A 26,908-nucleotide genomic window follows, 5' to 3' on the forward strand; every position below is an offset into this window, starting at 1 on the left:
GGCATGCCATACTCGGGGTGTGGCAGCCCGGTACCGTGTCTTCTCCGTCCGCGTGGCCGCCGTCACGTCGCTCACCCCGAGTTTCGTCCGGGTGACCCTGACGGGCGACGCCCTCGCCGAGTTCTCGGCCGTCGGCCTCGACCAGCGGATCAAGATCGTGCTGCCCATCCCCGGACACGGGTTCACCGACCTGCCGGACGGCGAGGACTGGTACGGCGCGTGGCGAGCCCTGCCGGATGCCGTCCGGAACCCGCTGCGCACCTACACGGTCCGCTCGTTCCGGCCGGACGCCCGCGAGCTCGACATCGACTTCGTCGCGCACGGCGACACCGGGCCCGCCTCCCGCTGGGTCTCGGAGTGCCGGGTCGGGGACGAGCTGCGCATCGTCGGTCCAGCCGTGCCGTCGTCGCCGGCCGAGCTCCCGACCGGTGCCGCCGAGTTCGACCCCGGTGCCGCGAACCGGATCCTGCTCGCCGGCGACGAGACCGCCGCGCCCGCGATCTGCGCCATCCTCGAAGGGCTCGACGTCTCCACCGTCGGCCACGTCTTCATCGAGGTCCCGACCGACGCCGACCGGCTGCCCGTGTCCGCGCCCGCCGGGGTCGAGGTCCGCTGGATCGCCCGGAACGGCGCCACGCACGGCGTCCGGATGACCGACCAGGTGCACGCGTGGGCCTCCACCGTCGCCACCGGACCGGCCTGCGGGGACACCGTCGAGCTCGCGGACGTCGACGTCGACGAGCAGGTGCTGTGGGACGTCCCCGCCGCCGAGGAGTCCCGCCCCGTCTACGCCTGGATCGCGGGTGAGGCCGGCTGCGTGAAGGAGCTCCGCCGGCACCTCGTGCGCGGTGTCGGGCTCGACCGGAAGCAGGTCGCGTTCATGGGGTACTGGCGGCACGGCAAGGCCGAGAACTGAACGCCGCGACCGGGCTCCCGACCACGTCGCTCGGTGCCCGCGGGCTGACGCTCGCGTACGACGACCGCGTCGTGGTGTCCGCGCTCGACGTCGACATCCCCGACGGTGAGCTGACAGTGATCGTCGGACCGAACGCGTGCGGGAAGTCGACGCTGCTGAAGGCATTCGCGCGGACCCTCAAGCCCACCGCGGGCACGGTCTACCTCGACGGATCGCCGATCTCCTCCCTCCGCCCGAAGGCCGTGGCGCGCCGGGTCGGCATGCTCCCGCAGACGCCCATCGCACCGGACGGCATCACCGTCCGTGACCTCGTGTCCCGCGGACGCTTCCCGCACCAGGACCTGCTGCACCCGTCCTCCGGGTCGGACCGGGTCGCGGTGCAGGCGGCGCTCGAGCAGACGGAGACCGTGTCGCTCGCCGATCGCAGCGTGGACGAGCTCTCCGGTGGGCAGCGGCAGCGGGTGTGGATCGCGATGGTGCTCGCGCAGGAGACCGACATCGTCCTGCTCGACGAACCCACCACCTTCCTCGACATCGCACACCAGTACGACGTGCTCGAGCTCGCGTCGGCACTGCACGCGGCGGGCCGGACGGTCGTCGCGGTGCTGCACGACCTCAACCAGGCCGCGCGGTACGCCACGCACGTGATCGCGATGCGCGACGGGTCGATCGTGGCGTCCGGTCCGCCGACTTCGGTGGTGACGGCCGACCTGGTCGAGGACGTGTTCGGCCTGCCGTGCGTGGTCGTCCCCGATCCGGAGACGGGCACGCCCCTCGTGGTCCCGCGGCGTCGCGCCGCCTGACCCGCGCCCGCCTGAGGGCAACCCGCGCACGGCGCGTTGCGCGACCTCGGCGGCGAGCGTCAGCGGTAGTTGCCGTCCTCGAGGCCGGCCTCGATCTCGAACCGGTTCCGCAGCGGGTCCCGACCGGCCAGCGCGTAGACGATCGGCATGAGCATCCCGTACCGCCGCCACTGGTCGACGTGCACGCGCTCGTGCCGGAGCACCCGGTCGCCGTCGTTGTCCCGCGTCAGGTACACCGAGCCGACGCACGTGCCACCGCGCCGGAACGCCCAGCGCGGCAGGCCGGAGCAGACGACCAGGCCGTCGACGACCCGCACCCTCCCGGTGGAGAGCGGGACGCCGACGGCGAGACCGACCGCCGTCGCGAACACCCACCCCGCCCGCGACACGGGGGAGTCGAGCAGGGGGTTCCGCACCGCTACTCCGGGCGGCCGTAGGTCTCGAGCAGGCGGAGCCAGATCTCGTTCATCGTCGGGTAGGCGGGGACGGCGTGCCAGAGGCGGTCGACCGGGACCTCGCCCACGATCGCGATCGTCGCGGCGTGCAGCATCTCGGCGACGTCCTGTCCGACGAAGGTGACCCCGACGACGACCCCGCGGTCCTCGTCGACGACCATCTTGGCGCGTCCGGTGTAGCCGTCGGCCTGCAGGGACGCTCCGGCGACGTTGCCGAGCTCGTACTCGACGGCGCGGACGTTCAGACCCTGCTCGCGGGCCTTCGCCTCGGTGAGGCCGACGCTCGCGACCTCCGGGTCGGTGAAGGTGACCTGGGGCACGGCGGCGTGGTCGGCCGTGGCGACGTGCGCGCCCCACGGCTCGGTGTGCAGCGGCGTGCCCTGGTGGCGGGCGGCGATCGCCTCGCCGGCAGCACGCGCCTGGTACTTGCCCTGGTGGGTGAGGAGGACGCGGTGGTTCACGTCGCCGACCGCGTACAGCCAGTCGGTGCCGTGCACGAGCATCGTGTCGTCGACCTGCAGCCAGTCCCCGGCGGTCAGCCCGACGGACTCGAGGCCGAGGTCCTTCGTGGTCGCGGTACGACCGGTCGCGGCGAGGACCTCGCTGGTCACCAGGGTGGTGCCGTCGTCGAACGTGGTGGTGACGAGGCCGTGCTCGTCGCGGTCGACGCGTGTGGGGTTCACTCCGGTGCGGACGTCGACGCCGAGGTCACGGAGCGAGTCCGCGACGAGCTCACCGGCGAACGGCTCCATCCCGCCGAGCAGTCCGTGCCGGGCCACGAGGGTGACCTTCGCCCCGAGGGACGCCCACGCCGTCGCGAGCTCGGAGCCCGAGACGCCGCCCCCGATCACGAGGAGGCTCTCCGGGACCTGCTGGGCGCTCGTCGCCTCACGCGTGCCCCACGGCTTCGCGTCGGCCAGGCCGGGGACGTCGGGGAGCGTGTGCAGCGACCCGGTGACCACGGCGATCGCCGCGGCGGCCGTGTAGGTCTTGCCGTCGACCTCGAGCGTCTTCTCGCCGGTGATGCGGGCGTGCCCGCGGATCAGGTCAATGTCGGCGGACTCGAGCCAGGCGACCTGCCCGTCGTCCTTCCAGTCCGAGGTGAACGAGTTCCGTCGGGCGAGGACGTGCGCGGCGTCGAGGTCACCGGTGACCGCCTGCTTCGCGCCGTCCAGCCGCTTCGCCGCGGCGAGGGCGTGACCGCTGCGCAGGAGGGCCTTCGACGGCATGCACGCCCAGTACGAGCACTCGCCGCCGACGAGCTCGGCCTCCACGATCGCCACCGTCAGGCCGCGCTTCTTGGCGTAGTCCGCCACGTTCTCGCCGACTGCGCCGGCGCCGATCACGATGAGGTCGTAGTCCGTCATGGTGCCGAGCGTACGCGGATCGGCATGGGTCCCGCCGAGCGCGACGGGCTCGTCAGGCGGTTCGGGACGCGCTCGTCAGGGCGCCGACCGCACGGAGGATCACGCCCAGGTCGTCGACGGCCCGGTCCGGGTCGACCGGTGCGAACCCGGTGAGGGCGGCACCGGCGAGCCGACGCCCACGGGTCGCTGCCTGGATGCGCTCGACGAGCCCCGCGCCGTCGAGCCCGAACGGCACGGGCTCGAGCAGTCCGTCGACCTCGGACGGGTCGAGGACGTCGAGGTCGACGTGCACGAAGACGGCGTCGGCTCCCGTGGCGTCGACGGCGGCGGCGATCGCGTCCGGGGTCGCTGCGTCGACGTCGAGGTGCACGATGCCGGCACGGTCGAGGGCGTTCGTCTCGGCGTCCTCGATCCCGCGCACGCCGGCGACGACCACGCGTGACCCCGGGACCACCGGGATCGCGGGGAAGAGGTCGTCCGGTCGGTCGACGAGGATTCGGAGCACGGCGGTCTCGGCTGCGACGGGCTGCGCACGGTTCAGGGCGCGGAAGCCGCTCGACCCGGCGATGCGCACGAACGCTGTGTCCGGCCCGAGGGCGACGGTGGCGCCCAGGATGCTGGCGCCGTCCCCGCCGACCACGAGGACGGGTTCGCTGGCCACGCCGGTCTCCTCGGCGACCCGGTCGGAGACGGCGAGCACCGAGGTGTACCGGGCGACGGCGGTCTCGAGGCGGTCGCCCGCGCCCGCCGGGACGTCGATCACGGTGGTGGAGGCCCGGGGGAGGTCGGCACCGATGGCCGTCGCTCCGTCCCCGAGGCGCATCGCACGGGACGACGCCGAACCCTGCCACTGACCGACCACGAGGAACTGCATCGTCTCAGTCTGTCAGGTGGGGTCCGGCGTCGCCCGTGGAGGTGCTCAGAAGCTCGACGACCCGCCGGACTTCAGTGCGGCGAGACGGGCCTCGACCTCGGCGTCCTTGCCGACGTCCTCGAGGCTCTCGAACTGCGCGTCGAGGCTCGACGACTGGAGCTCCTGCTGCCCGAGGACCTTCGCTTCCTCACGGCGGACCTTCTCCTCGAAGCGTCCGAGGTCGCTCGTCGGGTCGAGCACGTCGATGTTGCCGAGCGCGTCGTTGACCTTCGACTGCGCCTCGGCCGTCTTGGAGCGGGCGACGAGGTTGTCGCGCTTCGAGCGGAGCTCCTCGAGCTTCTGCTCCATGCCGGCGAGACCGGCCTTGAGCTTCTCCACGGCCTCGTTCTGCGAGGCGAGGTTCGGTTCGGCGTCCTTGACCTCCTGCTCGGCGGCGATCTGCTTGGCGATGGCGATCTTGGCGAGGTTGTCGAACTTGTCGGCCTCGGCGGTCTTGCCCTCGCCGCGGTACTTGTCCGCGGCGACGGAGGCGTTCGCGGCCTTCTGACCCCACTCGGTGGCGGCCTTCTTGTCCTCCTCGTGGTCCTGTTCGAGCAGGCGCACGTTGCCGATCGTCTGCGCGATCGCCGTCTTCGCGTCCGCGATGTTGTTCGTGTAGTCGCGCACGAGCTGGTCCAGCATCTTCTGCGGGTCCTCGGCGTTGTCGATGAGCTGGTTGATGTTCGCTCGGACGAGGGTCGAGATGCGTCCGAAGATCGTCTGCTTTGCCATTGCTGTTCCCTTTCCTGGAAGGTCTGGTGTGGTGCTGTCGATCTGGTCTGGTCTGCCTGGTGCGGGGATCTAGAAGCGGCCGCCGCCGGAGAACCCGCCTCCGCCGCCGCCTCCGCCTCCGCCGCCGCCGAACCCGCCACCGCCGAAGCCGCCGCCGCCCCCGAAGGAGCCGCCGCCGAAGCTGCCGCCGCGTCCGCCGAGCAGGCCGCCGAGGACGATGCCGGTGACGAGCCCCCCGAGCTGTGCGCCGTTGCCGCCCCCGCCACCGAAGCCGCCTCCGCCGCCGCCCCAGCCGCCCATGTCGTCGTTCGCGGCGTCCATCGCGGCGGCCGCGTACTGCTCGGCCGCACGAGCAGCCTGCAGGGCCTGACCGGGGTCGGTGGTGGCGAGCTGCACGGCGTCGTCGAGGGCGCGTTCGGCCTCGGACAACCGCGTCCGTGCGGTGGGTCCGACCCCGCCGCGGTGCAGCGAGATGAACTCGCGCGCCTGGCTGATCCGGTTCCGGGCGTCACGCAGTGCGTCGTCGAGCGCCCGGGCCGCCCGCTGCTGCTGCTCCTGGACGCCCCGCGCGATGGCGATCGCCTGGTCGATCTCGGTGTTCGCCTTGGTCAGTGCGTCGACCGCGGCGATCGGGTCCTTCGGGTCGAGGCCCTGCCGCAGGACGGTCTCGGCACGGGTGACCGCGGCGGCGAGCTCCGGCCCACCGCTCTGTAGCGTGCGTGCCGCGGCGACGTCGCCCTCGATGTCGATCCGCATGGCCTCGGCCCGCGCGGTGGCCTCGGCGAAGGTGGACTCGGCGGCGACGGCGCTCGACGTGAGCTGCTGCACCTGGGCGAGGGCGTGCTGGGCATCCCGTACGGCGACGACCGCCTCGCCCTTGTCGCCCGCAGCGATCGCGGCGGTGGCCGCCTGCGAGCGTTCGGTGGCGTACGCCAGAACCTGCTGCGCCTGGTCGACGCTGTCGGACACCGTCGCGAGGGTCCGGCCGGTGTACGCGCGCCGCACCCGCTCCAGCGCCGCACCGGCAGCACTCACGGACGCCGGCGCTGCGGCGACGGCCTCGGCGAGGGCCACGGCGGCCTCGTCGACGCCGTCCTCGAGCGAGCGGAGCTTGTCGAAGGACTCCGTCTGCTCCTCGATCGACGCGTGCGCCTGCTCGCAGATCGCGATGATCTGGTTCGCCCAGTCGGCGCGCTGCTGCGGGGTGTCCGGGATCTCGTCGTCGAGCTGCTGCTGGAACGTGAAGGCCTTGCGGACGTTCTGCTGGGCGGCCGCCACGGCCTCGGCGAACGGCTTGGCGGCGTCGGCGCCGAACTGCGCCGTCGCGAACCCGACCTCTTGTTCGGCGGTGCGCAACTCGTCGTCGATCGTGACGAGCGCGCCACCGGCGGTCCGTTCGAGGTCGGCGAGCGAGGCCTCCTGTGCCCTGGTCGCGGCGGCGGTGCGGCGCTTGTTCCTGGCGCGGACGACCAGCACGATGACGACGAGGGCGACGACGACCACCAGGAGCAGGATCCACAGCCAGGTGAGGTTCGGCGGGGCCTGTGTCTCGGTCAGGCCGTTCGCGAACGCGAGGGCGGCTCCGGCCCAGTCGCCGTTCTTGAGCGCGGGCACCGCGTCGTCGTTGTACGCGGACTCTGCGTCGCTCGCGGAGATCGACGTCTCGTTCGTCTGCTGGACGTCGGCGATCCGGTCGTCGACCGCGATCGACAGCACGATGCTGTCGGTGTCGATCTGGTTCCGCTGCATGGTGGCGTCGCCCCACGCGGCGTGTTCGGACGGGTTCGTGAAGGTCGGCACGAACACGACGTACAGCTGGGTCTGCGTCTCGTCGTAGAGCTTCTTGATCGCGCTCTCGATGTCGGACTGCTGCGAGGCACTCAGGACGTTCGCCTCGTCGAGGACGTACGCGCCGCCGAGGTCGACCGGCGCCGTCGCCCGCGCCGTCGTCGCCGGCGCCAGCACGAGGAACACGGCGAGCAGCGCCGCGGCGAGGCGGCCGATCAGTCGCGATGTCCCCCTGTCCGTGTTCGTCCTGGCCGTGGCCGATCCGCCCTGGACCGCTCGCATCCGTCCTCCGTCCGTCGCCGTGGTCGCCGTCCCGAGGACCCCCGGAACCGCGCCCCGGAGCGCTGTTGCCCGGAGTCTATCCACGCTGCGCAACGCTCGGACAGACTCCGGGCGAACCCTCGTCGAACCCGGGACCCGTGGACGGTTTGTCCCCCGGACCGGGGTATGCTCGGGGCGCGTTCGACGACGAACGAGACAGGGGAACTGCAATGGAGCGAACAACGAGTACCGAGGTCGTCCCGCTCGAGGACGGCTACCACCGCGTGTCGACGCCCGCGAGCGGCGTGATCGGTTTCGTGCGCGAGCACAATGGTCGATACGAGGTCCTCCGTGGCCGCGTCCGACAGGCCACCCGTTCCGAGGGCCTCTACAGCACCATGAACGTCGCGCTCATCGCGCTGACGCACGCCTGATCCCCTCGTAGGCTCGCCTGTGTGAGTCTCCCGCGCCTCCCGTCGGTCGTCGTGACGCTGGCAGCGCCGGGCGCGACCGCGGCGGACGACCGGGAGGCCCTGCTCGCCGCCGTCGCGGCGGCTGCGGCGGTCGACGTCTCGGCCGTGCGCGCGGGGCGCGTCTGCACCCACTGCGGCGGGACCGACCACGGTCGTCCATGGGCCACGGTCGACGGCTCCGCCGTCGGCGTGAGTCTGTCCCGCACCACGGACCTCGTCGCCCTGGCCGTGGGACCCGCTGCGCTCGGCGTGGACGTCGAACGGGTCTCCCGGGTCGTGGCCGCCCCGGTCGACGCGTTCACCCCGCGTGAAGCGGCCTGGGCGCGCGGTGACGCCACCGAACTCGCGGTGCTCTGGACGGTGAAGGAGGCGGTGCTCAAACGCGACGGCCGCGGGCTGCGCGTCGACCCGCGGGCGGTCGAGGTCGACCTGGACCGCATGGTCGCCGTCCTCGACGGTGTCGACCACCCGGTGTCGGTGTCCTTCCCGGCGCCGGACACGGTCCTCGCCGTCGCGGCCGACGGCGTGCCGGTCATCGTGGCAGGGTCAGGACCTCGACGCCGTCCTCGGTGATCGCGATGGTGTGCTCCGTGTGGGCGGTGCGTGCCCCGGTGGCACTCCGCAGCGTCCAGCCGTCCGGGTCGGTGACGAGCACGTCGGTGTCCGCCATCACCCATGGTTCGAGCGCCAGGAGGAGACCGGGCCGCAGCGTGTAGCCGCGTCCGGGCCGGCCGGTGTTCGAGACGTGCGGGTCCTGGTGCATGGTCGAGCCGATGCCGTGGCCGCCGAACTCGACGTTGACCGGGTACCCGGCTTCCTCGAGCACGGTGCCGATCGCGTGCGAGAGGTCCCCGGTGCGGACGCCGGGCCCGGCGATCGCGATGGCGGCGGCGAGGGCTCGCTCGGTGGCGTCGATGAGAGCGAGGTCCGCCGGGTCGGGCGTGCCGACGACGAAGCTGATCGCCGCGTCGGCCGCGATGCCGTCGAGGGAGACCGCGAGGTCGAGGGTGAGGAGGTCGCCGTCCGCCAGCACCCGGTCGTGGGGGAGCCCGTGCAGGACGGCGTCGTTCACCGCGGTGCAGATGTGGTGGCCGAAGGGGCCCCGGCCGAACGACGGCGCGTAGTCCACGTAGCAGGAGTCGGCGCCGGCGTCCTCGATCATCGCCTTCGCCCAGCGGTCGATCTCGAGCAGGTTCGTGCCCACACGGACGCGGTCGCGCAGGGTGTGCAGGATCGTGCCGACGAGGGCGCCGGTCGCGCGGGCCCGCTCGACCTCGGCGGGGGTGAGGATCTCGATCATGGGATGATCATACCGGTACTGAAAGACCGGGATTAGTATGGGCACATGGTCCGACTCCCGCTCAGCCCCGACGAGGTCGCCCGTGGTCGTCGCCTCGGAGCGCTCCTCCGTCGTGCACGGGGCCAGCGTTCCATGCTCGACACCGCGCTCGCGGCCGGGATCTCGCCCGAGACGCTCCGGAAGATCGAGACCGGACGCATCGCGACGCCGGCGTTCTCCACGATCGCGTCGGTCGCCGGGGTCGTCGGGCTGTCGCTCGACGCCGTGTGGGCCGAGGTCAGCTGCGAACCCGACCTGGCCGGTACCGCCGCCGCGGGTTAGGCGGCGTCCGGGACGCCCGGTTCCTCGATCCACGGTGCCGTGACCGCACGCACCGCGTCGACGGTGGTCCCCGCGGCGACCGCGAACGCACCGAGCACGTCGTCCGGCCGGACCGAGCCGTGCCGGTGCCGCTCGGTGATCGTGCGGAGCCCGGTGAAGAACGCGTCGTCGCCGACGGAACGACGGACGGCGTGCAGGGCGAGTGCGCCGCGCTTGTAGACGCGGTCGTCGAACATGTCCTTCGCACCAGGGTCGCCCACCACGAGGTCCTGCGGCTGCTCGAGGAGCCCGTCGCGGTACCGCCGTGCGAGGTCGTCCGCGGAGGCACCGCCGCGGTGCTCGGACCACAGCCACTCCGCGTAGCAGGCGAACCCCTCGTGCAGCCAGATGTCCCGCCACCGGGCGACGGTCACCGAGTTGCCGAACCACTGGTGGGCCAGTTCGTGGGCGATGAGTCGGTCGGTGCCGTGCTCGCCGTCGACGTGGTTCCGGCCGAAGACGGCGAGGCCGTGCGCCTCGAGCGGGATCTCCAGGTCGTCGTCGGTGACCACGACGGCGTACGCCGGGAACGGGTACGGCCCGAACCGGTCGGCGTACAGGGCGAGCATGTCCGGCACCTGCCCGAAGTCCGTCTTCACTGCGCCCGCGAGGTCGGCGGGGTGGTGCAGCGTGACGGGGACGTCCGACGTGCGGAGCTTCGTCGTGCGGTACCGGCCGATCTGCACGGTCGCCAGGTACGTCGCCATCGGGTCCGTCGTGGCGTAGGTCCAGGTGGTGCCGGCGCGGGCGCGCTCCTTGCCGAGCAGGTCGCCGTTCGCGAGGACGTCGTACGCCGCCTCGGCGGTGATCTCGAAGCGGTAGGTGGCCTTGTCGTCCGGGCGGTCGTTGCACGGGAACCACGAGGGTGCGCCGGTCGGCTGCGCGGCGACGATGACACCGTCGGTCAGTTCCTCCCAGCCGATCTGGCCCCACGGGCTCCGGAGCGGGTGCGGGGTGCCGCGGTACTTCACGTGGACGGTGAACTCGGCTCCGGCGGCGATCGGCTCGGCCGGGGTCACCGTCAGCTTGTGCGTCGCGGTCGAGGTCTTCCTGGCGCGCCGGCCGTCGACGTCCACGCGGTCCACCGTGAGTCCGTGCAGGTCGAGCACGATCCGGTCGAGGTCCGCGTCGGCCCGTGCGGTGACGGTGGCGGTGCCGTCGAGCCGGTTCGTGGCGACGCGGTACTCCAGCCGGAGGTCGTAGTGGCGGGCGCTCCACCGCCGGTCGCCGCTGTGCGGGGTGTACGGGTCGGCGTCTTGGTTCGTCGAGGCGGGCTTCACGGTGCCGGCAAGTCTGCCACGCTGACACCGGCCGCGGACGGCGCGGCGGGCACCGTCGGCGCCGATGTCCACGGAGCGATCGGGTTGCCCGCCCAGTGCGTCCCACCGGGCACCTGCTCACCGCGCATCACGAGCGACGCCGGTCCCACCGTGGCACCCGTGCCGATGCCCGCCGCTGGCAGGACCACGCTGTGCGGACCGAGTGTCGCGCCGGCGTCGAGGCGGACCTCGTCGAGCTGCATCACCCGGTCGTGGAACAGGTGCGTCTGCACGACGGTCCCTCGTGCCACCGAGGCGCCGTCGCCGATCGTGACGAGGTCGGCCTCCGGCAGCCAGTACGTCTCGAGCCAGGTGCCGCGACCGATCGTCGCCCCGAGGCTCCGCAGCCACGCGGCGAGGGCCGGGGTACCGGTGGCCTGCTCGGCGAACCACGGCCGGGCGACGGTCTCGACGAAGGTGTCCTGCACCTCGTTCCGCCACACGAACGACGACCACAGCGGGTGCTCCCGCGCCGCGATCCGACCGACGAACACCCACTTCGCGATCGTCGACACCACGGCGGCCACGGCCCCGGCGGCGATGAGGACGGGCCCGGCGAGCAGCACCGTCCACCCGATGCCGACCGCGGACCACAGTGCCAGCAGCGTGCCGACCACGCCGAGCGCCAGCCCTGCGGACACCATCGGGGCGACGAGCCGCAGCAGCTCCCAACAGCCCCGGGCGACCTTGAGGGACCGCGACGGCCGGAACGTGCGCTCCTCGTCGAACTCCGCCGTGGCACGACGGAGCCGCACCGGGGGCGACCCGAGCCACGACGAGCCGCGCTTCGCCTTCTTCGGCACGGCGGACAGCACCGCCACCAGGGCCTCGCGCGGCACCGAACGACCCGCCCCCGTCATGCCGCTGTTGCCGAGGAACGCGCGCCGCCCCACCTTCGACCGGCCGATCCGCACCCGACCGCCGCCGAGCTCGTACGTCGCCACCATGGTGTCGTCGGCCAGGAACGCCCCCGACGCGATCTGCGTCAACGCCGGGATGAGCAGGACCGTCGAGATCTCGGTGTTCCGCCCCACCCGCGCGCCGAGCAGCCGCAACCACACCGGGGTCACGAGCGACGCGTACAGCGGGAACAGGAGCGTGCGTGCCGCGTCGAGGACCCGCTCGGTGCACCACACCTGCCAGCCGATCCGGGACCGCACCGGGTGCCGCCCCTCGTGCAGGCCGATGCCGAGCAGCCGGACCGCACCGACGACCAGCGCCGCGTACACCGCACCCGCGACGACCGTCGCGAGCGGCACCCACACCAGCGCGCGCAGCACCGCGTCACCGAGGGCGGACGCCGACCCCACGAGCAGCCACGCCACCGCCACCCCGGAAGCGACACCCAGCACCGGCAACCCGGCCACGGCCACGGACCCGGCCCCGTACGCCAGCAGCCACCGACGTCGCGACGGCGGCCGCGCCTCCCGGTCGTGTCGAGCCGACCCGACGCGTTCCGCCGGCGACCCCGCCCAGCGCTCCCCGTCCGGGACCCGGCCGGCGACGGCCGAACCCGCCTCGACCGCGGCACCCGCACCGACGTGCGCCCCCGGCAGCAACGTCGTGCGGCTGTGCACCACCGCGTCGGCGTCCACCCGGACCCGCCCGATCCGGAACACGTCCCCGTCCACCCAGTGGCCGGCGAGGTCCACCTCGGGCTCGATCGACGCACGCTTTCCGATCGTCAGCATGCCGGTCACCGGCGGCAGCGTGTGCAGGTCGACGTCCTTGCCGATCCGCGCCCCGAGGGCCCGCGCGTAGTAGCTGATCCACGGCGCCCCCGACGTCGACGGGCCGTCCACCGCCTCCGCGATCCGCTCCGCCAGCCAGACCCGCACGTGCACGGAGCCGCCTCGGGGGTGATCGCCCGGACGCACACCGACGAGGATCAGCCGCGCCAGCACGACCGTCACCGCCATCTTGCCGACCGGCGTCACGAACAGCAGCAGCGCGACCACCAGCACCGGCCACGGCAGCACCGGGACGAACGGCAGCGTCGTGGCGTGCAGCACCGCGGCCACGAGCGCCGTCCACGTCAGCACCCGCAGCCCGCGCAGCACCTGCACCGGCACCCCGAGCAGCGTCATCACCAGACCCGTCGCCGGCGGCACCGGACGGACGTCCCGGGGGACCGACACCACCGGGCCGGAGTCGTCCAGCGCATCCGCCAGCGCCCCGATCCGCGGGTGGTCGTACACGTCCGCCACCGTCGTCGTCGGGAACCGCTCCCGGATCGCCGACACCAGCTGCGCCGCCGTCAGGGACCCGCCGCCGTGCGCGAAGAAGTCGTCGTCGACACTCGCCACCGGGACCCCGAGGATCGCCGACCACCGCTCGGCGATCCACGCCACCGTGTCCGGCAGCATCGCCGCGTCGGAGGACCCGGGCAGCGGCCACGGCAACGCCGCCCGGTCCACCTTCCCCGAGGTCCGCGTCGGCAGCGACTCCACCACCGCGAGGAGCGGGACGAGTGCAGCAGGCAACTCCTCGCGCAGCCGGGCGTTCGCCGCCGCCACGTCCACCGACCCACCCGCCGCCGGCGCCACGTACCCCACCAGCACCTGGTTGCCCGCCGGCGTCCGCTGCACCACCGCGGCTCCACCCGCGACGTCGTCGAGCGCCTGCAGTGCCGCGTCGATCTCCCCGAGCTCGATCCGCCGACCACCGAGCTTGACCTGGTCGTCCGCACGCCCCTGGAACACCAGCCCCTCGGGGTCGTACCGCACCAGGTCGCCGCTCCGGTACGCCCGCTCCCACCCGAGCTCCGGGAACGGCGCGTACTTCTCGGCGTCCTTCGCCGGGTCCAGGTACCGGCCCAGCCCGACACCGCCGATCACCAGCTCGCCGACCCCGCCCGCCTCGACCCGCTGCCCCGCGGCGTCCACGACCGCCAGGTCCCACCCGTCCAACGGGAGGCCGATCCGGATCGGCGCGCTCCCGTCCAGCAGGGCCCCGCACGCCACCACCGTCGCCTCGGTCGGCCCGTACGTGTTCCAGACCTCGCGGTCCCGGCTCGCGATCCGTGCCGCGAGCTCCGGCGGGCACGCCTCGCCCCCGAAGATCACCAGCCGCACCTGCTCCAGGGCGTCGTCCGGCCACAGCGCCGCCAGGGTCGGCACCGTCGACACCACCGTGATCCCGTGCGCGATCAGCCACGGCCCGAGGTCCACCCCCGTCCGCACGAGCGACCGCGGCGCCGGGACCAGGCACCCACCGTGCCCCCAGGCCAACCACATCTCCTCGCACGACGCGTCGAACGCCACGCTCAACCCCGCCAGCACCCGGTCGCCGGGACCGATCGGCGCCGGCTGCAGGAACATCCGCGCCTCGGCGTCCACGAACGCCGCCGCGGAACGGTGCGTGACCGCGACGCCCTTCGGCACCCCGGTCGACCCCGACGTGAAGATGATCCAGGCGTCGTCGTCCGTGCTCGGTGCGGCGGCGCTCGCCGCGGCGTCGACGACGGGGGAGGGCTCGGCGTCCGGCGCCCCGTCGCGACGGAGCACGCCGCCCGCACCGATCACCCCGACGACCCCCGCCTCGCCGAACACGAGCGTCGCCCGTTCCTCCGGGTCGTCGGCGTCCACCGGCACGTACGCGGCACCGGCCGCGAGGACGGCGAGGATCGACACGTACAGGTCACGGCCGCCGGACGGGATCCGCACGCCGACCCGGTCGCCGCGCCGGACACCGCGACGCGCCAGGTCGTCGGCCTGCTCGTGCACGAGCCGCAGCAGCGTGGCGTAGTCGATGGTCCCGGCGGGGTCCTCGAGTGCGAGGGCGTCGGGATGATCTTTAGCCGTGGTCGTGAGGACGTCGAGCAGCGTCCGCGGTGCCGGTGCGTGCTCGCCGCGGGCGAGTTCGAGCTGCGGGTTCCCGGTGGCGGTGGTCATCGAGTCCTCTTCCCGGTCGCGTGCAGGACGACCGGCCGGTGATCCTAGGGGGTCGACGTGACGCGCTGGGGAACAGCCGGGGTCGGCCCGAGTGCGGCGCGTGCGGCGTCGAGCGCTGCGGCCACACCGACGGAGTCGTCGAGGGAGTGCAGCGGCGACTCGGTCCGCCCCTCGTGGACGTACCGTGCGAGCGCGGCGGCCTGCCAGACGAGCCCCTGCCGTCCTCGGAGGCCGCTCGGGTCATCCCACCGTTCCGCGTCGGCTCCGTGGTGCAGTGCGAACGACGCGGGGAACACGAAGTGGTCGGTCCAGCGGACCGTCGCGCGGCTGCCCGCGACGACCGCCAGGCCCGGCGTCCACGCCGTCATCGACGTGGTCACCACCGCCTGCGCGCCACCGTCCGCCGTCGACACGGTGACGGACTGGAGGTCCACCCCGCGTCCCGACAGCGCCCCCGTCGTCCTGCTGGTCACCGGGGCGCCGGTGGCGAAGCGTGCGAACCAGTGCCCGTACACACCGGCGTCGAGGAGCGCGCCCCCGCCTGCGGCGGGGTCGAACATCCGGTCCGCCGGGTCGGGCTCGTGCGGCCACCCGACGTCGACGGTGGCGAGCCGGACGTCGCCCAGGGCGCCGTCCGCCAGGAGCCGCGCCACGACGGTGGTGCCGGGGAGGTACCGCGTCCACATCGCCTCCATCGCGAACACCCCGGCGTCGCGGGCCGCCGTCGCGAGGGTGCGCGTGTCGGCCTCGGACGTCGTCATCGGCTTCTCGACGAGGACGTGCTTGCCTGCGGCGATCGCGAGGAGCGCGTGCTCGAGGTGCTGCGGGTGCGGGGACGCGACGTAGACGACGTCCACCGCCGGGTCGGCCACCAGCGCTCCGTACGAGCCGTGCACGCCCGCGATCTCGTGCCGTGCGGCGAACGCGGCGGCGCGTTCGGGGGAGCGGGAGCCGACGGCCACGACCCGCTGGTCCGAGTTGGCGTGCAGCGTGCTCGTGAAGTCGCCCGCGATCACCCCCGGCCCGATCACGCCCCACCGCAGCACGGGCCCGCCGCGGAGCGGGTGGACGTCAGCTTCGGGAAACGTCGTCGTCATGCTCTGACGGTACCGGAGGGCCCCCGGCCCAACCGGCCCCGGAGGGAAGGTCGGCGAAGCCGACATCGCGCGCAGCCGACTGAGCGAAGCGAAGACGTCTGCTTGCGCGGGAACGTGACTGTGCCCCCAGGAGGATTCGAACCTCCGCCCCTGCCTCCGGAGGGCAGTGCTCTATCCCCTGAGCTATGGGGGCCCTGGGTGGGATCAACCGTAGCAGGTCGGCGCCGCTGTCCAGGACCACGCGTGTCGGCGCGGGTCTTCCCAGAACGCGCGCAATGGAATGCAGAAACGGGCGTGCCTGGTCAAAACACTTGACCAGGCACGCCCGTTTTCGCAAGGTACGTCGGTGACCAGCCAGCGGACGGGAGGCGCGAGCGGTGCCGCACCGTGCCTCCCGTCCGTTGCATGGGTGCGGCGGGCGCGTGGCGCACTCGATGCGGACCTTCCCAGAACGCGCGCGATGGGAAGCGGGAACGGGCGTACCTGGCCGGAAGAACTGACCAGGTACGCCCGATTCCGCCAGGTGTACCGACGACGACCGACCGGGAACGGGCTCAGCCGGTCGGTGTCGCCGATGCCGACGGCGCGACGACGCCCCGCACCGTGTCGATGACGGGCTGCGCGCCGCCCGGCTCGGTGAACAGGGTCGAGGTCGCGGTGATCCAGTACGGGTCCGCGAAGGCGTCGGCGCGTCCGATGCCGTCGGTGAGCGAGAAGTACCCCTCGACGCGGTAGGTCGGCACCGAACCGCCCCGCTCGTAGAGCGCGTCCTTGAGGTTCGTGAGCGACTTCTCAGGCAGGTCCGCGACGGCCAGGGTGATGGTCGTCGAAGCGTCGTCGGCCGCCGTCCAGTGGCACACGCGGCCGCGCTGCTGGGCGATCCGGGCGGCCGGCGACCCCTTCTCGGGCTCGTAGTCGCGGTCGATGGTGAAGGTCTTCCCGTAGACGTCGAGCGACCCCGACGGCAGGAGCTCGCCGCACGTCTGGGCGACGCGCTTCCCGACGGGTGCTGCGCTGGCGCTGGGGGTGGCGTCGTCCGTGCCGCCGCTCCCGGAGCACGCCACGAGGGCGACGGACGCGGACACGGTGAGCAGGGCGGTGCCGATCGCCCGGACGCGGCTGCGGGAGGTCATCCCGACATGATGGTGCACGGGCTCGGGCATCGGCCCGGAGCCGCCTGCGTGTCCCGGTAGACTCGGTCCTCGTGACTCCTGCCGAACTCTCCGTTGCGTACCTGTCGATCCTGACCGGGATCGTCGAGCGACGCGGCGCGTCCGACACCGTGACGATCGAGGAGTCCCACGTGGCCCTCGAGCGTCCGAAGAACCGTGCGCACGGCGACTGGGCGTCGAACGCCGCGATGCAGCTCGCGAAGCGTCTCGGCACGAACCCGCGCGAGCTCGCGACGGAGATCGCCGGTGAGCTCACCGAGCTGGACGGCGTGGCCTCGGTCGACGTCGCCGGACCCGGGTTCATCAACATCACGCTCGAGGCCGCGGCCGCCGGAGAGATCGCCCGCACCATCGTCGAGGGCGGCGAGTCCTTCGGGCACGGCGACCTGTACGACGGCGTCCGCATCAACCTGGAGTTCGTGTCGGCGAACCCGACCGGCCCGATCCACATGGGCGGCGTGCGCTGGGCCGCGGTCGGCGACTCGCTGGCCCGGGTGTTCCAGGCGCAGGGCGGGCTCGTCACGCGGGAGTACTACTTCAACGACCACGGCGCGCAGATCGACCGGTTCGCCCGGTCCCTCGTCGCCTCGGCGCTGGGGGAGCCCACGCCGGAGGACGGCTACGGCGGCGCCTACATCTCGGACATCGCGGCGCGGGTGATCGCCACGCTCGACCCCACGATCGACGTGAAGGACCTGCCGCGCGACGAGGCGCAGGAGGTCTTCCGGCGCGAGGGCGTGGACTTCATGTTCGCGGACATCAAGGCCTCGCTGCACGACTTCGGCGTCGACTTCGACGTGTACTTCCACGAGAACGCGCTGCACGAGTCGAAGGCCGTCGAGCGCGCCATCGAGCGGCTCCGTTCGGCGGGCGTGATGTACGAGGCCGAGGGTGCCGAGTGGCTCCGGACGACCGACTTCGGCGACGACCGGGACCGCGTCGTCATCAAGTCCGACGGCGAGCCGGCGTACATCGCGGGCGACCTGGCGTACTACCTCGACAAGCGTGAGCGCGGGTTCGAGCGCAACCTGATCATGCTCGGCGCGGACCACCACGGCTACGTCGGCCGGATGATGGCGATGTGTGCCGCCTTCGGGGACGAGCCGGGCAAGAACCTCGAGATCCTCATCGGGCAGATGGTCAACCTGCTCAAGGACGGTGAGCCGATGCGCATGTCGAAGCGCGCGGGCACGATCGTCACGATGGAGGACCTCGTCGACGCCGTGGGTGTGGACGCCGGCCGGTACTCCCTCGTCCGGTTCGCCAGCGACACCGCGATCGACATCGACCTCGACCTGCTCGTCAAGCGCACGAACGACAACCCCGTGTTCTACGTGCAGTACGCGCACGCCCGCACGCAGTCGGTCGCCCGCAACGCCGCGACCGCCGGGGTGGACCGCTCGGCGTTCGACGCCTCGCTCCTGACGCACGACACCGAGGGCGCCCTGCTCGGTGCCCTGGCGGAGTACCCGCGCGTGGTGCGCCAGGCGGCCGAGCTCCGCGAGCCGCACCGCATCGCGCGGTACATCGAGCAGCTCGCCGGCCTGTACCACCGCTGGTACGACGCCTGCCGGGTGACGCCGCTCGGTGACGAGGCCGTGACGGACCTGCACCGCACGCGCCTCTGGCTGAACGACGCCACGGGCCAGGTCGTCCGCAACGGTCTGGGGCTGCTCGGCGTCACGGCACCGTCCCGGATGTAGGTCGCCGCGCTGGCGCGCCGTCCGACCGGTGCTGCGCGCTGCGCACAACCAAAGTCGCCCCGAACCGCGGATCGCCGTGGTTCGGGGCGACTTTGGTTGTGCCGCGCGCGTCCGGCGCGCGTGCCGCGCGCGTCCGGCGCGCGCGGCGGCACCCGGCGCACCCGGCGGCACCCGGCCCCGCCCGCCACCGGCGCCGACCCGGCCACCCCGCGCCGCGCCGACGCGCCGGGGCCGCGCCGCGCCTCCAGGCCCGCCCACGGGACCACCTGGCAGGGTGGGACGCATGTCCGCCGCCACCGAGACCCCCCGGAAGCGCCGTCGCTGGCCCGTCATCCTGATCGTCGTCGTGGTCGTCCTCGCCGCGCTCGTGGTGATCGCGGAGTTCGTCCTCCGCGGGGTCGTCGACCGCATGATCGCCCAGCAGGTCGAGCAGTCGCTGCCGTCCGGTGCGACCGGCGAGGTCGAAGCGCACGCGAACGGCGTCGTGATCCCGCAGCTCATCGGCGGCACGCTCGACGACGTCGAGATCTCCTCGCAGAAGCTCACGATCGACGGGATCCCGCTCGCGGCCGACGTCACCGCGCACGACGTGCCGATCGACGGCAAGGGCGACGTGCGCGACGTCGACGGGCACGTCACGCTCGCCGCCGGGTCGGTGAAGGAGCTGTCGAAGTACAGCCCCCTGTTCGACCGTCTGAGCCTGGTCGACGGCGGTGTCGAGCTGTCCGGCAAGACCGCGGTGCTCGGCTACGACATCACCTACGCGGCGAAGGGCGCCGTCGTCGCGCAGGACGACGGCAAGGGCATCACGATCACGCCGAAGACGGTGCGGATCACGAACTCGGCGCTCGGGCTCAAGGTGGACTCGATCCCCGGTGTCACGAACGTGCCCGTCCAGGTCTGCACCGCGCAGTTCCTGCCGTCGCAGCTGCGCGTCCGGTCGCTCGACATCACCGCGTCGGACGCGTCGGTGCGCGTCACGGCCGACTCGCTGCCGCTCAACGAAGCAGGACTCCAGACGGTCGGGAAGTGCGGGTAGCCGCGTGGCGGCGTCACACGGCCTGGAGGCGCGGCTCGGCTCGGTAGGATCGGATCCCGTGAGCGAGAACCCCCTTGCCCCGCAGCGACTGCGGTTCCCGACGGACCCCTCCGCGCTCGAGGCGCGCATCTGGCCCGCGTCCGCGACGCGGACCGACGACGGCGACCTCGTCGTCGGCGGTGTGACGGCGTCCGACCTCGTCGCGCAGTACGGCACCCCGCTCTACGTGGTGGACGAACGCGACGTGCAGTCCCGGGCGGTGCGCGTGCGGAACGCGTTCACCGAGGCGTTCGAGCGCATCGGCACCCGAGCGCACGTCTACTACGCCGGCAAGGCGTTCCTGACGACGCAGGTCGTGGCGTGGATGGCCGAGGCGGACCTCCGCGTCGACGTCTGCACCGGCGGCGAACTCGCGGTGGCGCTGGCCGGCGGCATCGACCCGGCGCTGCTGGGCTTCCACGGCAACGACAAGTCCGACGTCGAGATCGCCCGCGCGGTCGAGGTCGGCGTGGGGACCATCGTCCTCGACAGCCACGAGGAAGTGCAGCGCGTCGCCCGAGCAGCGGCGGACGCCGGGATCGTGCAGCGCGTCCGCATCCGGATCAACAGCGGTGTGCACGCCTCGACGCACGAGTACCTCGCCACCGCGCGGGAGGACCAGAAGTTCGGGATCCCGCTGACCGAGGCGGTCCGGGCCGCCGAGGCCGTCCGTGCCGAACCCTCGCTCGCGTTCGTCGGCCTGCACTCGCACATCGGTTCGCAGATCTTCGACGAGTCCGGCTTCAGGGAGGCCGCCCGACGCCTGATGGACGTCCACGCGACGCTCGTGGCGACCGGCCCCGTGCCGGAGCTCAACCTCGGCGGCGGGTGGGGCATCGACTACACCGAGGCCGACTCGGCGTTCGAACCGGAGGACGTCGCCGACGCGCTCGCGACCATCGTGGCCGAGGCCTGCACCGAGCGGGGCATCCCGGTGCCGGAGATCGCGGTCGAGCCCGGGCGGTACATCGTCGGCCCGGCTGGCATCACGCTGTACCGGGTCGGGACGATCAAGCCCGTCACGCTCTCCGACGAGTCGTCCGACGTCTCCGCCACGCGCACCTACGTCTCCGTCGACGGCGGCATGAGCGACAACGCGCGACCCGCACTGTACGGCGCCGACTACACGGCTCGGCTCGCCCGCACCTCGGACGCCTCCGCGGTCCTCACCCGCGTCGTCGGCAAGCACTGCGAGAGCGGCGACGTCGTCGTGAACGACGAGTACCTGCCCGGTGACGTGCACCGCGGCGACCTGCTCGCCGTCGCGGCCACCGGTGCCTACTGCTGGAGCCTGGCGAGCAACTACAACCACGTCGGCCGCCCGCCGGTCGTGGCGGTCGCCGACGGCACTACCCGTATCCTCGTGCGTGGCGAGTCGATCGACGACCTCCTCGCCCGCGACACCGGGGTCGCGCCGGGGGCCTGACGTCCCCGCCCCGACCCGACTCCCCACGAACAGGACCCGCACCAGATGATCGAATACCGCAACGTCCGCGTCGCGCTGCTCGGAGCCGGCTCGGTCGGCTCCCAGGTCGCGCGGCTGCTCCTCGAGCACGGCGACGAGCTGGCCTCGCGTGCCGGCGCCGGCCTCGAGCTCGTGGGGATCGCCGTCCGCGACGTCGACGCCCCGCGGGACGTGGACCTGCCGAAGGAGCTCTTCACGACGGACGCCGAGTCGTTGATCCTCGGGGCGGACATCGTCGTCGAGCTGATCGGCGGCATCGAGCCCGCGCGCACCCTCGTCCTCCAGGCGCTGCAGTCCGGTGCCGACGTCGTGACGGGCAACAAGGCGCTCCTGGCGACCCACGGCCCGGAGCTCTTCGCGGCGGCCGAGCAGGTCGGCGCGCAGCTCTACTACGAGGCCGCCGTCGCCGGCGCGATCCCGATCATCCGTCCGCTGCACGACTCGCTCGCCGGTGACCGCATCGTACGCATCATGGGCATCGTCAACGGCACCACGAACTTCATCCTCGACCTGATGGACCGCGAGGGGGCGACGTTCGAGGACGCCCTCGCCACGGCCACCGAGCTGGGCTACGCCGAGGCCGACCCCACCGCCGACGTCGAGGGCTACGACGCCGCGCAGAAGGCCGCGATCCTGGCGTCGCTCGCGTTCCACACCTCCGTGCCGCTCGCCGCCGTGCACCGCGAGGGCATCACCTCGGTCACGATCGAGCAGGTCCGCGCCGCGCGGAAGGCCGGGTACGTCGTGAAGATCCTCGCGACCGCCGAGCGCCTGACCGACGCCGACGGCACCGAGGGCGTCAGCGCCCGTGTCTACCCGGCCCTGGTGCCCGAGTCGCACCCGCTCGCGAGCGTGCACGGTGCCAAGAACGCCGTGTTCGTCGAGGCCGAGGCCGCCGGCGACCTGATGTTCTACGGCGCCGGCGCCGGTGGCGTGGAGACCGCCTCCGCAGTCCTCGGCGACCTGGTGTCCGCCGCGCGCCGGCACGTCATCGGCGGCCCCGGTGTCGCCGAGTCGACGCAGGCCGACCTGCCGGTCTTCCCGATCGGCACCGTCCGCACCCGCTACCAGATCACGTTGCACGTCACGGACGCCCCGGGCGTGCTGTCGACCGTCGCCGGCGTCCTGGCCAAGCACGGCGTCAGCGTCGAGACCGTCGAGCAGACCGTGGCATCGGGTGCCGACGCCACGGCCACCCTCGTGATCGGGACCCACCTGGCGCGCGAGTCGGACCTGGCCTCGACGGTGGTGGCGCTCCGCAACGAGGACGTCGTCGCCGAGGTCACGAGCGTCCTGCGGGTCGTCGGCGCCTGACGCCGTCGTCTCCGACACACCAGCTTTCGAACGAAGAAGAAGGGGAGCCTCATGGCCCACCAGTGGCAGGGAGTCCTGCGCGAGTACGCCGACCGTCTCGACGTCACCGAAGCGACGCCCGTCGTCACCCTCGGTGAGGGTGGGACGCCCCTCATCCCGGCGCGCCGCCTGTCCGAGCGCACCGGCGCCGAGGTCTACGTCAAGTTCGAGGGCATGAACCCGACCGGTTCCTTCAAGGACCGCGGCATGACGATGGCGATCTCGAAGGCCGTGGAGCACGGCGCGAAGGCCGTCATCTGCGCCTCGACCGGGAACACCAGCGCCTCCGCCGCCGCGTACGCCACGCACGCGGGCATCACGGCCGCGGTGCTCGTGCCCGAGGGCAAGATCGCCATGGGCAAGCTCAGCCAGGCCGTCGCGCACGACGCCCAGCTGCTGCAGGTGCAGGGCAACTTCGACGACTGCCTCGACATCGCGCGCGACCTCGCGGCGAACTACCCGGTGCACCTCGTGAACTCCGTCAACAACGACCGCATCGAGGGGCAGAAGACGGCCGCGTTCGAGGTCGTCGACGTGCTCGGCGACGCGCCCGACTTCCACTTCCTGCCGGTCGGCAACGCGGGCAACTACACCGCGTACTCGCGCGGCTACGGCGAGGACGTCGCCGCCGGCCGCTCCACGAAGCTCCCGCGCATGTTCGGCTTCCAGGCCGCCGGCTCGGCCCCGATCGTCCGTGGTGAGGTCGTCCGGAACCCGGACACCATCGCCTCGGCGATCCGCATCGGCAACCCCGCGTCGTGGGAGTTCGCCCTCGAGGCCCGCGACGAGACCGACGGCTACTTCGGTGCCATCACCGACGAGGCCATCCTCGCCGCGCACCGCATCCTGTCCGCCGAGGTCGGCGTGTTCGTCGAGCCGGCCTCCGCCATCGGTGTCGCCGGGCTGCTCGAGCGTGCCGACGCCGGCATCGTGCCGAAGGGCGCGAAGGTCGTCATCACGGTGACGGGCCACGGCCTCAAGGACCCGCAGTGGGCCCTCCGCACGCAGGACGGCGGCGAGGTCGCCCCGACGAGCGTCCCCGTCGACACGAAGTCGGTCGCCGACGTGCTCGGACTGGTCGGCTCCGAGTGAGCCCCGACCGCTCGTCCGGACCGGGGGAGGGCATGACCGCCCGCATCGCTGTACCGGCCGGACGGGCGGTCCGTGTCCGCGTCCCGGCCACGTCGGCGAACCTCGGCCCCGGCTTCGACTCGCTCGGCCTCGCGCTCTCGCTCTACGACGAGGTCGTCGTCCGCGTCCGCCCGGAACCCGGCGCAACCGTCACGGTCGACGGCGTCGGGGCCGGCGAGGTCGCCACGGACGACGACAACCTCGTCGTCCGGGCGGTGCGCCGGGGGCTGGAGCACGCCGGCGTCCCGCAGCCCGGGCTCGAACTGCACGCCGTCAACGCCATCCCGCACGGCCGCGGCATGGGGTCGTCGGCCGCCGCGATCGTCGCGGGTCTCATGGCGGCCCGGGGGCTGCTCGAGGGCATCGTCGACCTGGACGCCTCGACCCTGCTGACCCTGGCGACCGAGATGGAGGGGCACCCGGACAACGTGGCGCCCGCCCTCTTCGGCGGCCTCACCATCGCGTGGATGACCGCCGAGGGGCCCGCGTACAAGCGACTCCTGGTGCACCGCGGCGTCTCGCCCGTGGTCTTCGTGCCGACGTCCACCCTGTCGACGAAGCTCGCGCGCTCCCTGCAGCCCGCGAGCGTGCCGCACGAGGACGCCGCGTTCAACGTGTCCCGTTCGGCGCTCCTGGTCGCGGCGCTCATCCAGAGCCCCGAGCTGCTCCTGGCGGCGACCGAGGACCGGCTGCACCAGTCGTACCGCGCGAGCGCGATGCCGGAGACCGACGCCCTGATCGGCCTGCTGCGCCAGCACGGTCTCGCCGCCGTCGTGTCCGGGGCCGGCCCGAGCCTCCTCGTCCTCGGCAGCGACCCCGGCCAGCGCTTGACCGCGGCCGAGCTCGTGACGCGACACGGCGAATCCGACTGGCGGGCGCTCATGCTGGCCGTTGATCTGGGTGGTGCTACAGTGGTGCCGCACTCGGCGCTCCAAGCCGAACCCGCGTAGGCAGCAGGAACGTTCCTCGCCATGCAGGGTCCGGTGCGCGGGGGCAATCTCTTTCTGATCACCGAATCCCGGTCCGTCGTCTGAACGGCGGTCGATGCATACCCGTGCATCCGGGACGGTGGAAACTCTCCGCGTTCTGCGGTTCGAAAGGAAACACCGACCTTGACGAACGTCAACGACTCCACCCAGGTGGAGATCCCCAGCGATCTGCGCGCCCTCCGGCTCCCGGAACTCCAGCGCATCGCCTCCTCGCTCGGCATCACCGGGCTCTCCAAGCTCCGCAAGGGCGACCTCATCGCCTCGATCGAGGACAAGCGTCCCGTGACGGACGAGGCCCCCGCGGCCGAAGCGGCAGCCCCCGCGGCACCGGCACCGGCACCCGCACCGGTCGAGCAGCCGACGCTGCCCGAGCCGACCGAGGCACCCGCCGCCGACGCTCCCGCGGCCACCGAGGCCCCGGCCGAGCAGCAGCCGCCCTCGCGTGCCCGTCGTTCCCGTCGTGCCTCCTCCGGCGGCACCGTGAGCGCCGAGCCGACCGCGGCCGCCGAGCACACCAACCACGGCCAGACCGGCACCGAGGACCTCCTCGCCGGCCTCGACCAGGTCCGTGCCGAGAAGGACGCCCAGGAAGCAGCCCAGGCCGGTGGTCAGCGCCGCGGCCGTGGCGGTCGCGCCCAGCAGAACGGTCAGCAGAACCAGGCTGCCGAGCAGCAGAACGGCCAGCAGGCCGAGCAGTCGAACGACCAGCAGGCCCCGGCCCAGCCCCAGCAGGAGCAGTCGTCCGAGCAGTCCGGCGAGTCGCAGGACAGCGCCGACAACGGCGACCAGAACGACCAGCAGGGCGAGGGCGGTTCGCGTCGCGGGCGCCGCAGCCGTGGTCGCGGTCGTGGCCGTGGGCAGAACGCCGAGAACGGCGAGCAGGGCGGCGACCAGAACGGTCGCGACACCGCCCAGAAGAACGACAACGGCCAGCGGAACGACAACGGCCAGAAGAACGGCCAGCAGGGCGACCAGAAGAACGCCCAGCAGGACGACAAGAACGAGCAGAAGCAGAACGGCCAGCAGCAGAACGGCCAGCAGCAGAAGCAGGGCCAGCAGAAGCAGCAGCCCCAGCAGAACGCCGACGACACCGAGGGCGGCCGCAGCCGTCGCCAGCGCGACCGCAAGCGCGGCCGTGGCGGTCAGAACGACGAGTTCGAGCCGGAGATCACCGAGGACGACGTCCTCATCCCGATCGCGGGCATCCTCGACGTCCTCGACAACTACGCCTTCGTGCGGACCTCTGGCTACCTCCCGGGTCCGAACGACGTCTACGTCTCGCTCGGCCAGGTGAAGAAGTACCACCTGCGCAAGGGTGACGCCGTCGTCGGCGCGATCAAGCAGCCGCGGGACAACGAGCAGCAGAGCCGCCAGAAGTACAACGCCCTGGTGAAGGTCGACTCGGTGAACGGGCAGACCGCTGAGGAAGCCGCCGCACGCGTCGACTTCCAGGACCTCACCCCGCTGTACCCGAACGAGCGCCTCCGCCTCGAGACCGAGCCGGGCAAGCTCAGCACGCGGATCATCGACCTCGTGTCGCCGATCGGCAAGGGCCAGCGCGGCCTCATCGTCTCCCCGCCGAAGGCCGGCAAGACGGTCGTGCTCCAGGCCATCGCGAACGCGATCGCCAAGAACAACCCCGAGGCGCACCTCATGGTCGTCCTGGTGGACGAGCGGCCCGAAGAGGTCACCGACATGCAGCGCACGGTGAAGGGCGAGGTCATCGCCTCGACCTTCGACCGTCCGGCAGAGGACCACACGACGGTCGCCGAGCTCGCCATCGAGCGTGCGAAGCGCCTGGTCGAGCTCGGCCACGACGTGGTCCTGCTCCTCGACTCGATCACCCGCCTGGGCCGCGCCTACAACCTGGCGACGCCGGCCTCCGGTCGCGTGCTCTCCGGTGGCGTCGACTCGTCGGCCCTGTACCCGCCGAAGCGCTTCTTCGGCGCGGCGCGCAACATCGAGGACGGCGGCTCGCTGACCATCCTCGCCACGGCGCTCGTCGAGACCGGGTCGAAGATGGACGAGGTGATCTTCGAGGAGTTCAAGGGCACCGGCAACATGGAGCTCCGCCTCAACCGTCAGCTGGCGGACAAGCGGATCTTCCCCGCCGTCGACGTCAACGCCTCCGGCACCCGTCGCGAGGAGCAGCTGCTCTCCGCGGACGAGGTCAAGATCACGTGGCGACTGCGTCGTGCCCTCGCCGGGCTCGACCCGCAGCAGGCGCTCGAGATCGTGCTGCGGAACCTCAAGGAGACGCAGTCGAACGTCGAGTTCCTGGTCCAGGTGCAGAAGTCGGTCCCCACAACCGGTGGGCACCACAACGGTCACCAGGAGTAA

22 protein-coding genes and 1 tRNA gene are annotated in these 26,908 nt (G+C 72.6%); 12 read left to right on the forward strand and 11 right to left on the reverse strand.

Features of this window, described 5'->3' with window-relative positions:
* Window positions 1-19: 19 nt before the first annotated feature.
* Together CRP27_RS00910 and CRP27_RS00915 are read left to right on the forward strand one after the other, a co-directional pair.
* Window positions 20-916 (forward strand): siderophore-interacting protein, encoded by an 897-nt coding sequence (locus CRP27_RS00910; RefSeq protein WP_097178933.1) that lies wholly within the window; start codon window positions 20-22, stop codon window positions 914-916.
* Window positions 913-1,719 (forward strand): ABC transporter ATP-binding protein, encoded by an 807-nt coding sequence (locus tag CRP27_RS00915; RefSeq protein ID WP_097178934.1) that lies wholly within the window; start codon window positions 913-915, stop codon window positions 1,717-1,719. The genes CRP27_RS00910 and CRP27_RS00915 overlap by 4 nt, the downstream gene beginning before the upstream one ends.
* Window positions 1,720-1,778: 59 nt before the next feature.
* Here the strand turns inward: CRP27_RS00915 and CRP27_RS00920 are convergent, their stop codons facing one another.
* From CRP27_RS00920 to CRP27_RS18575, 5 genes are all read right to left on the reverse strand, one after another.
* A complete protein-coding gene (locus CRP27_RS00920; protein WP_176505420.1) occupies window positions 1,779-2,135 on the reverse strand; it encodes a Fe-S oxidoreductase in 357 nt (118 codons plus the stop codon).
* 2 nt (window positions 2,136-2,137) lie between these two features.
* Window positions 2,138-3,541: an NAD(P)/FAD-dependent oxidoreductase gene (locus CRP27_RS00925; protein ID WP_097178935.1), complete on the reverse strand. Its 1,404-nt coding sequence runs from the start codon at window positions 3,539-3,541 to the stop codon at window positions 2,138-2,140.
* Window positions 3,542-3,593: 52 nt separating this feature from the next.
* The gene (locus tag CRP27_RS00930) at window positions 3,594-4,415 is read right to left on the reverse strand and encodes an arginase family protein (protein WP_097178936.1); all 822 of its coding nucleotides are present in this window, start codon (window positions 4,413-4,415) and stop codon (window positions 3,594-3,596) included.
* A 45-nt stretch (window positions 4,416-4,460) separates the two neighbouring features.
* The gene (locus tag CRP27_RS00935; protein ID WP_097178937.1) at window positions 4,461-5,186 is read right to left on the reverse strand and encodes a PspA/IM30 family protein; all 726 of its coding nucleotides are present in this window, start codon (window positions 5,184-5,186) and stop codon (window positions 4,461-4,463) included.
* 69 nt (window positions 5,187-5,255) lie between these two features.
* A complete protein-coding gene (locus tag CRP27_RS18575; protein WP_097178938.1) occupies window positions 5,256-7,256 on the reverse strand; it encodes a YgcG family protein in 2,001 nt (666 codons plus the stop codon).
* 209 nt (window positions 7,257-7,465) lie between these two features.
* Between CRP27_RS18575 and CRP27_RS00945 the strand changes: the two genes are divergently transcribed.
* Together CRP27_RS00945 and CRP27_RS00950 are read left to right on the forward strand one after the other, a co-directional pair.
* The gene (locus CRP27_RS00945; protein ID WP_071291810.1) at window positions 7,466-7,669 is read left to right on the forward strand and encodes a hypothetical protein; all 204 of its coding nucleotides are present in this window, start codon (window positions 7,466-7,468) and stop codon (window positions 7,667-7,669) included.
* Window positions 7,670-7,690: 21 nt separating this feature from the next.
* Window positions 7,691-8,281, forward strand: coding sequence for a 4'-phosphopantetheinyl transferase superfamily protein (locus CRP27_RS00950; protein ID WP_097178939.1), 591 nt, complete (start codon window positions 7,691-7,693; stop codon window positions 8,279-8,281).
* Here CRP27_RS00950 and map read toward each other — a convergent pair.
* Window positions 8,241-9,008 carry a type I methionyl aminopeptidase gene (gene map / locus CRP27_RS00955; RefSeq protein WP_097178940.1) on the reverse strand — a complete coding sequence of 256 codons (768 nt, stop codon included), beginning with the start codon at window positions 9,006-9,008 and terminating at the stop codon, window positions 8,241-8,243. The genes CRP27_RS00950 and map overlap by 41 nt on opposite strands.
* A 45-nt stretch (window positions 9,009-9,053) precedes the next feature.
* Between map and CRP27_RS00960 the strand changes: the two genes are divergently transcribed.
* The gene (locus tag CRP27_RS00960; protein ID WP_097178941.1) at window positions 9,054-9,329 is read left to right on the forward strand and encodes a helix-turn-helix domain-containing protein; all 276 of its coding nucleotides are present in this window, start codon (window positions 9,054-9,056) and stop codon (window positions 9,327-9,329) included.
* Here the strand turns inward: CRP27_RS00960 and CRP27_RS00965 are convergent.
* From CRP27_RS00965 to CRP27_RS00985, 5 genes are all read right to left on the reverse strand, one after another.
* Window positions 9,326-10,648: a M1 family metallopeptidase gene (locus CRP27_RS00965; RefSeq protein ID WP_097179578.1), complete on the reverse strand. Its 1,323-nt coding sequence runs from the start codon at window positions 10,646-10,648 to the stop codon at window positions 9,326-9,328. The genes CRP27_RS00960 and CRP27_RS00965 overlap by 4 nt on opposite strands.
* The gene (locus CRP27_RS00970; RefSeq protein ID WP_255257389.1) at window positions 10,645-14,580 is read right to left on the reverse strand and encodes a Pls/PosA family non-ribosomal peptide synthetase; all 3,936 of its coding nucleotides are present in this window, start codon (window positions 14,578-14,580) and stop codon (window positions 10,645-10,647) included. The genes CRP27_RS00965 and CRP27_RS00970 overlap by 4 nt, the downstream gene beginning before the upstream one ends.
* A gap of 44 nt (window positions 14,581-14,624) precedes the next feature.
* The gene (locus CRP27_RS00975) at window positions 14,625-15,677 is read right to left on the reverse strand and encodes a Gfo/Idh/MocA family protein (RefSeq protein WP_097178942.1); all 1,053 of its coding nucleotides are present in this window, start codon (window positions 15,675-15,677) and stop codon (window positions 14,625-14,627) included.
* A 121-nt stretch (window positions 15,678-15,798) separates the two neighbouring features.
* Window positions 15,799-15,870: transfer RNA gene (locus CRP27_RS00980), tRNA-Arg, on the reverse strand.
* 361 nt (window positions 15,871-16,231) lie between these two features.
* Window positions 16,232-16,810 (reverse strand): hypothetical protein, encoded by a 579-nt coding sequence (locus CRP27_RS00985; RefSeq protein WP_097178943.1) that lies wholly within the window; start codon window positions 16,808-16,810, stop codon window positions 16,232-16,234.
* 71 nt (window positions 16,811-16,881) lie between these two features.
* On the opposite strand from CRP27_RS00985, the gene argS reads away from it, so the two are divergent.
* The 7 genes from argS (at window position 16,882) to rho (ending at window position 26,908) form a co-directional block, all read left to right on the forward strand.
* Window positions 16,882-18,552: an arginine--tRNA ligase gene (gene argS / locus CRP27_RS00990; RefSeq protein WP_097178944.1), complete on the forward strand. Its 1,671-nt coding sequence runs from the start codon at window positions 16,882-16,884 to the stop codon at window positions 18,550-18,552.
* Window positions 18,553-18,835: 283 nt separating this feature from the next.
* Complete coding sequence (locus tag CRP27_RS00995; protein ID WP_097178945.1) at window positions 18,836-19,591, forward strand: DUF2993 domain-containing protein; 756 nt, start codon at window positions 18,836-18,838, stop codon at window positions 19,589-19,591.
* Window positions 19,592-19,649: 58 nt separating this feature from the next.
* A complete protein-coding gene (gene lysA / locus CRP27_RS01000; RefSeq protein WP_097178946.1) occupies window positions 19,650-21,056 on the forward strand; it encodes a diaminopimelate decarboxylase in 1,407 nt (468 codons plus the stop codon).
* Window positions 21,057-21,101: 45 nt separating this feature from the next.
* Window positions 21,102-22,409, forward strand: a complete 1,308-nt coding sequence (locus CRP27_RS01005; RefSeq protein ID WP_079236215.1) for a homoserine dehydrogenase — start codon at window positions 21,102-21,104, stop codon at window positions 22,407-22,409.
* A gap of 51 nt (window positions 22,410-22,460) precedes the next feature.
* Entirely contained in the window at window positions 22,461-23,540 is a 1,080-nt protein-coding gene (thrC, locus tag CRP27_RS01010; protein ID WP_097178947.1) for a threonine synthase, read from the forward strand.
* 32 nt (window positions 23,541-23,572) lie between these two features.
* Window positions 23,573-24,529, forward strand: coding sequence for a homoserine kinase (thrB, locus tag CRP27_RS01015; RefSeq protein ID WP_097178948.1), 957 nt, complete (start codon window positions 23,573-23,575; stop codon window positions 24,527-24,529).
* A 162-nt stretch (window positions 24,530-24,691) separates the two neighbouring features.
* Window positions 24,692-26,908 (forward strand): transcription termination factor Rho, encoded by a 2,217-nt coding sequence (gene rho / locus CRP27_RS01020; protein ID WP_097178949.1) that lies wholly within the window; start codon window positions 24,692-24,694, stop codon window positions 26,906-26,908.

Origin of the sequence: Curtobacterium sp. 314Chir4.1 (assembly GCF_900215175.1) — a bacterium.
In the GTDB taxonomy this organism is placed as follows: domain Bacteria; phylum Actinomycetota; class Actinomycetes; order Actinomycetales; family Microbacteriaceae; genus Curtobacterium; species Curtobacterium pusillum_A.

Bases quoted from the DNA above. Each gene is read 5' to 3' on its own strand.
- CRP27_RS00945 (WP_071291810.1), top strand. From the start codon at position 7,466: ATGGAGCGAACAACGAGTACCGAGGTCGTCCCGCTCGAGGACGGCTAC.
- CRP27_RS18575 (WP_097178938.1), bottom strand. From the start codon at position 7,256: ATGCGAGCGGTCCAGGGCGGATCGGCCACGGCCAGGACGAACACGGAC.
- map (WP_097178940.1), bottom strand. From the start codon at position 9,008: ATGATCGAGATCCTCACCCCCGCCGAGGTCGAGCGGGCCCGCGCGACC.
- CRP27_RS00935 (WP_097178937.1), bottom strand. From the start codon at position 5,186: ATGGCAAAGCAGACGATCTTCGGACGCATCTCGACCCTCGTCCGAGCG.
- CRP27_RS00985 (WP_097178943.1), bottom strand. From the start codon at position 16,810: ATGACCTCCCGCAGCCGCGTCCGGGCGATCGGCACCGCCCTGCTCACC.
- CRP27_RS00995 (WP_097178945.1), top strand. From the start codon at position 18,836: ATGTCCGCCGCCACCGAGACCCCCCGGAAGCGCCGTCGCTGGCCCGTC.
- CRP27_RS01005 (WP_079236215.1), top strand. From the start codon at position 21,102: ATGATCGAATACCGCAACGTCCGCGTCGCGCTGCTCGGAGCCGGCTCG.
- CRP27_RS00960 (WP_097178941.1), top strand. From the start codon at position 9,054: ATGGTCCGACTCCCGCTCAGCCCCGACGAGGTCGCCCGTGGTCGTCGC.
- CRP27_RS00970 (WP_255257389.1), bottom strand. From the start codon at position 14,580: ATGACCACCGCCACCGGGAACCCGCAGCTCGAACTCGCCCGCGGCGAG.
- CRP27_RS00975 (WP_097178942.1), bottom strand. From the start codon at position 15,677: ATGACGACGACGTTTCCCGAAGCTGACGTCCACCCGCTCCGCGGCGGG.
- thrC (WP_097178947.1), top strand. From the start codon at position 22,461: ATGGCCCACCAGTGGCAGGGAGTCCTGCGCGAGTACGCCGACCGTCTC.
- CRP27_RS00930 (WP_097178936.1), bottom strand. From the start codon at position 4,415: ATGCAGTTCCTCGTGGTCGGTCAGTGGCAGGGTTCGGCGTCGTCCCGT.
- CRP27_RS00925 (WP_097178935.1), bottom strand. From the start codon at position 3,541: ATGACGGACTACGACCTCATCGTGATCGGCGCCGGCGCAGTCGGCGAG.
- thrB (WP_097178948.1), top strand. From the start codon at position 23,573: ATGACCGCCCGCATCGCTGTACCGGCCGGACGGGCGGTCCGTGTCCGC.